Source organism: Streptomyces sp. MZ04, assembly GCF_004684775.1.
Taxonomy (GTDB): Bacteria; Actinomycetota; Actinomycetes; order Streptomycetales; family Streptomycetaceae; genus Streptomyces.
Genome location: NZ_SRIC01000456.1, coordinates 1 through 4135 on the forward strand (window position 1 = coordinate 1; position 4135 = coordinate 4135).

A 4135-nucleotide genomic window follows, 5' to 3' on the forward strand; every position below is an offset into this window, starting at 1 on the left:
GGCAGCGTCAGGTGTGTATAAGAGACAGGGATGGGCGGGGGCGGGGGCGACGGGGCATGAGAGTCAGGTAAGCGACGACGCGGGTTCGTGTACGGCCGCACGCCGAGTACCCTCCAGCCCACGCTGGCATGACGGGGACCAGCCCTGCTGAAGAGGGCGACACGGCCGAGACACCTCGGCAGGATCGTGTTATGAGTGCGCGATGAATTCCTTCGGCAGCCCAGCGTGGTTCTTGCATTTTAGGGCCTGGGTAAGTGCGAGGGAGGCAGAGTGCAGGACGGCAAGATTCTCCTTTCCTAGTCTCTTGGAGTCCTCGTCTGGGGGAGTTCGAGTTCGATGCTCCCCTCGAATTACGACAGGCTCGCCGCTGCCCTTATCGAACCGACTGCTTGAACAATTCATGTATAGTACAGCGTTTCTCGGCTTGGCTATGGCTAGGGTGGCGCCCAAATCGTACTGAGCGAACTCTGGATCAAAATCCTTCGATGGCTCTTCGGCGATCAGCGAGAAAGAGATACTGGTGGCGCTGAGATCGGCGGCTGATTTGTAAGTCAGGCACAGGTCGTATTTGTGTGCTCTCGAGTCCCCGTAGGTCTGATGCTCTTTAACCAATTTGCTGGCTGTTCCCGTCGGTCCGCCATCAGGGCTGGTGGCCTCGTATTTATCTGTGCCGATCAGGTTCAGCGCGGCGCGTTTCGCATCTGCTGACAGCTTGATCCCGCACGGCTCATCTACCGCAGAGCCACTCTCTTCGCTCTTCGCGGTATCGCTATCACATGCTACGAGCGACGTGAACATCAAGCCTGCGGACACCGCGATCCGAATGAATCGTTGTACGCGTGTACTCACTGTTGATTCTCATTCGTTTGTCTGCGGGAGTGAGCCTTGCTGGTTTTCGCGTTCAGTCCCCTTGCCGTAGCCGGAGAGCCACGCTTCCTCCAAGTTCTGCCCGAACGTTCCGTCTCGCTTGATAGAGTGATTGTCGATAAATCGCTCCATGGGTACCTCGGCATTTGCCTCGCCGGCTGCGAAGATTGCTCGGCGTTGCATTTGGATATCTTTGCTGCTGTCCTGCTGTTCTGATTCGTTCCAGTCGCCGACAACATTTCCAATCAGGTGCTCCAACGCTCCACTTCCCGTATCTGTTGCTAGTGGAATGAGAGTTGCTGCGACGCCGACGGCCGCGGCTTCGGGCAGGAGTGCGACACCACTTGCAACAGCGACACCCGTGCCAAACTCAACCCAACCAGATCGTTTTTCGAGTGCATCGTTGTACTCTTCATCTTTCGCGATTCCGTCTGCTTCCACTTGGTCTGCACGCGATTGATCCAGCATTCCCTGCACCTCTGCGCCAGTTCGCACTGCCTCGCGAGCGTAAGCCTCATTAATTCCGCCATCTCCGACCTGCGCCTCAAGAAAGCTCGTCGTGTAAACTCTGTCAGCAGTTGAAATTACAGAGTATGCATCAGGGTGCTGGCCCAGCGTACTTAGGAACTGCCGTGCATTATCGCGCCCGAATTGGGCATGTTCACTCGAGTCTTTGGTCGGCGCCCACATGCTGTCCGGTTCGTTCTTGTTCAGGGCCCAGTGGATGTCGTCAATATAGCCCGACCCCATCTGTGCCAGGCTGTCTGACAACGTTCCTTGCTGTTGGACGAGCTCAGGATCATTTCCGTACTTCGCGACGACATCATTCATGATTTTGGCAGAGTCCGCGTCGCGCACCAGCTTCGGATTTGGATCGTCGTATGCGTGTCCAAGGGTTGCGGCTTCCAGCGCGTGCCCAAACGCGTCGGGACCGTGATCCTTTCCGGATGATGTCAAGGTGTCAGTTGGCCACTCGAAGTCCTTCCTGCTCAGCTCATCGAAATATTTGTATTCGAGAGATCCGTCTTTGTTGACGGTTCCATCCTTGTTGTACGCCGTCGGTTCATTGGAGAAGAAGTCCTTGGCCGCTTCTGGACTGTGCCCCAAGGATTCCAAAACGCTAGCAAGCGGGTCGTATCCCGATCCGACCTTCCCTGAAGGGTTATATCCATAGTTGAGATCGATAGCTCCCGCCGCTGGTTTGCTGAGCGCAAAACGGTTGGGATCGTCGTGCTGAAGCTGAACGATGTGCTCGGCGATAGGATTGATGAACCGTGAATCGTAGTTGCCGTAACGCAACAGTCCGCCGAATACTTGATAACCGTAAGGCTGATTGAGTGCACTGCGCTGGAGTTGGACGCGCTGCGTTCCTAGCCTTCGGAACGTTACTCCCCAACTCGCTGGGAGGTGTGACTTGCTGTCCGGGTCGGTAGCATTGGCGAGTGCGTTTCCCATGTTCCGTTGAAGATCTTGCGTTAGAGCCAAACGAGATTTGTCATCTCCAGCGGTTCCGTTGAGGGACATGTTTCCGTAAAACTCAAGTGTCTTCTCCGGCCCCCCCAATCCCTTGTAGAATGCTGTCGCAAACTCCGAGCCCTTTTCCTGCCCGTTGTATTGCATAATTCGGTTAAACTCTGCGAGTTCCCGATTGGTCATGGAATCGCCCTTCTTGGCCAGCTCCACGGCACGCTGGGCCTGGGCGTCATTGAGGGACTCGTAGTCCTTGTGTCCGGGGTTTTTCGGGTCGTTTCCGTGGGCGCCGGCGAGGGCGAGCTTCACCGACCGGTCGATATCATTCGCACGGCCGACCTTCGCGCTGATCTGGTCTGCGTAGTGCTGCCGGTCAGCCTCTGTTTTGTCTGGGCCTTCCGTGGGCGGTGCTCCGGGGCGGCGATACAGGTCGACGGTGATTGTGCCATCGCCGTTGTCGCGGAGAACGAAGTGCTTCGCCTCAAGCTCGCTAGTGAGGCCCTGAACGCTCTTCTGCAGCGTCTGCAGCTCTTGGTGCGCGTCGTCCAGAACCTGGAAGATGCTGTTAGCCTCGGTATACAGGTGGGTGAACTCTTTGGTCGTATCGTCGACGAACTTCTGTGTCACGGTGGCATTGGCGCCGACCCACCGGGCTTTATACGCCTGTGCTTTCATTCCTTTGTCGGCCTGGTCGGCCAACTTCCTCAGATCGCCAGCCGCCTGCTTCCAATCGGCTACCGCCGCGCCCAGCTTACCGAGGTCTACCTGGACCAGATCCGTGTAGCTGATGCTCGCCATCGTCCCAGTCCTACTTGAAGTATTCGTGGAGGCGTGAGACCGGAATTGCTGAGCCGTCACGCCCCTTGATTGCTGCCTCAACCCAGGCGTCATTCTCGGCATGCAGCTTCTTGCTGAAATCCAGGTGATTAGAGATATGTGCGCATGCCTGCAGGACAGCCTTTACCTGTGATGTCCACATCTCAACCGTGGTCGCCAACTCCTCCCCCATCGCGAAGCCGTTGCCCTTCAGCGTCGCGGCGGCCTGCATGGTGGACCCGGTGCCGGTCCTGTCGGCTCCTGCTCCTGCGATGTCGGCCTGCTTGCGCAAGTGGTCGTGGAGCATGAACGCCTCATGTCCCACTAGCCCCAAATCATCCTTTTCTACTACCAGATCGTACTGATCGCCGCTTCCGCTGACTCCGGTAGCAGGAAGTCCGTTCAACTGCGTTCTGGTGGTGTCTCGATCGCCTGCTTCGGCTTTCAACCGTTCCCACTCGTCCCACGGCATGAGCGGATCCTCCCGTTACTTCTCTCGTCTGCGTGCCCGCAATGCGGACGGCAGAGTGAGTCTCAACGTACCAACTGGCGTAGAGGAATACCGGAGTTCAGCCTTGCGGTGCCGTGTCGCTGCTACCGGCTTTGTGGAGCTGAGAGCTTTGCATGTGCGTCGCCGTCTAGCGTGACCTTGCTGGTTCAGCAACACTCGCGGTCGCTGACCTGATGACGCTGGAGCGGAGGTCAACCGTCCCCTGTTGGCTGGTATATGGCCCTCTCAGCGACGGGAGTAGGGCTTGTGGCTGGGTTTGACGGTGACGGTTGGCGCCTTGCATGGCTGATTGTCAACTTCCCTAACGCACATCTTAGTTGGCTGTGACGCTGAGTGTGACTAGAGTGACGCGGGCGCGATAAGTGACCGCCGAGCCACCTCGATCGTGAAGCGGTCGGGCAGGCAGGTAACGGGGAGGGAAGGCATCGTGCTGTCTACAGGTGGACGCGGGGGTGGGGCGCCGTCGTCGGG

3 protein-coding genes are annotated in these 4135 nt (G+C 57.7%); all 3 read right to left on the reverse strand.

Translation table 11 applies throughout. From position 1 onward, the window contains the following. Positions 1 to 189: 189 nt before the first annotated feature. The 3 genes from E2651_RS41675 to E2651_RS41685 are packed head-to-tail and all read right to left on the reverse strand — an operon-like array spanning position 190 to position 3625. A complete protein-coding gene (locus E2651_RS41675) occupies positions 190 to 849 on the reverse strand; it encodes a hypothetical protein (RefSeq protein ID WP_135336471.1) in 660 nt (219 codons plus the stop codon). 9 nt (positions 850 to 858) lie between these two features. Then, positions 859 to 3135, reverse strand: a complete 2277-nt coding sequence (locus E2651_RS41680) for a DUF6571 family protein (RefSeq protein WP_135336472.1) — start codon at positions 3133 to 3135, stop codon at positions 859 to 861. Positions 3136 to 3145: 10 nt separating this feature from the next. Then, positions 3146 to 3625: a hypothetical protein gene (locus tag E2651_RS41685; RefSeq protein WP_135336473.1), complete on the reverse strand. Its 480-nt coding sequence runs from the start codon at positions 3623 to 3625 to the stop codon at positions 3146 to 3148. Between the last annotated feature and the right edge of the window lie 510 nt (positions 3626 to 4135).

Coding starts and splice junctions, on each gene's coding strand:
- E2651_RS41680 (WP_135336472.1), bottom strand. CDS start 3,135: ATGGCGAGCATCAGCTACACGGATCTGGTCCAGGTAGACCTCGGTAAG.
- E2651_RS41685 (WP_135336473.1), bottom strand. CDS start 3,625: ATGCCGTGGGACGAGTGGGAACGGTTGAAAGCCGAAGCAGGCGATCGA.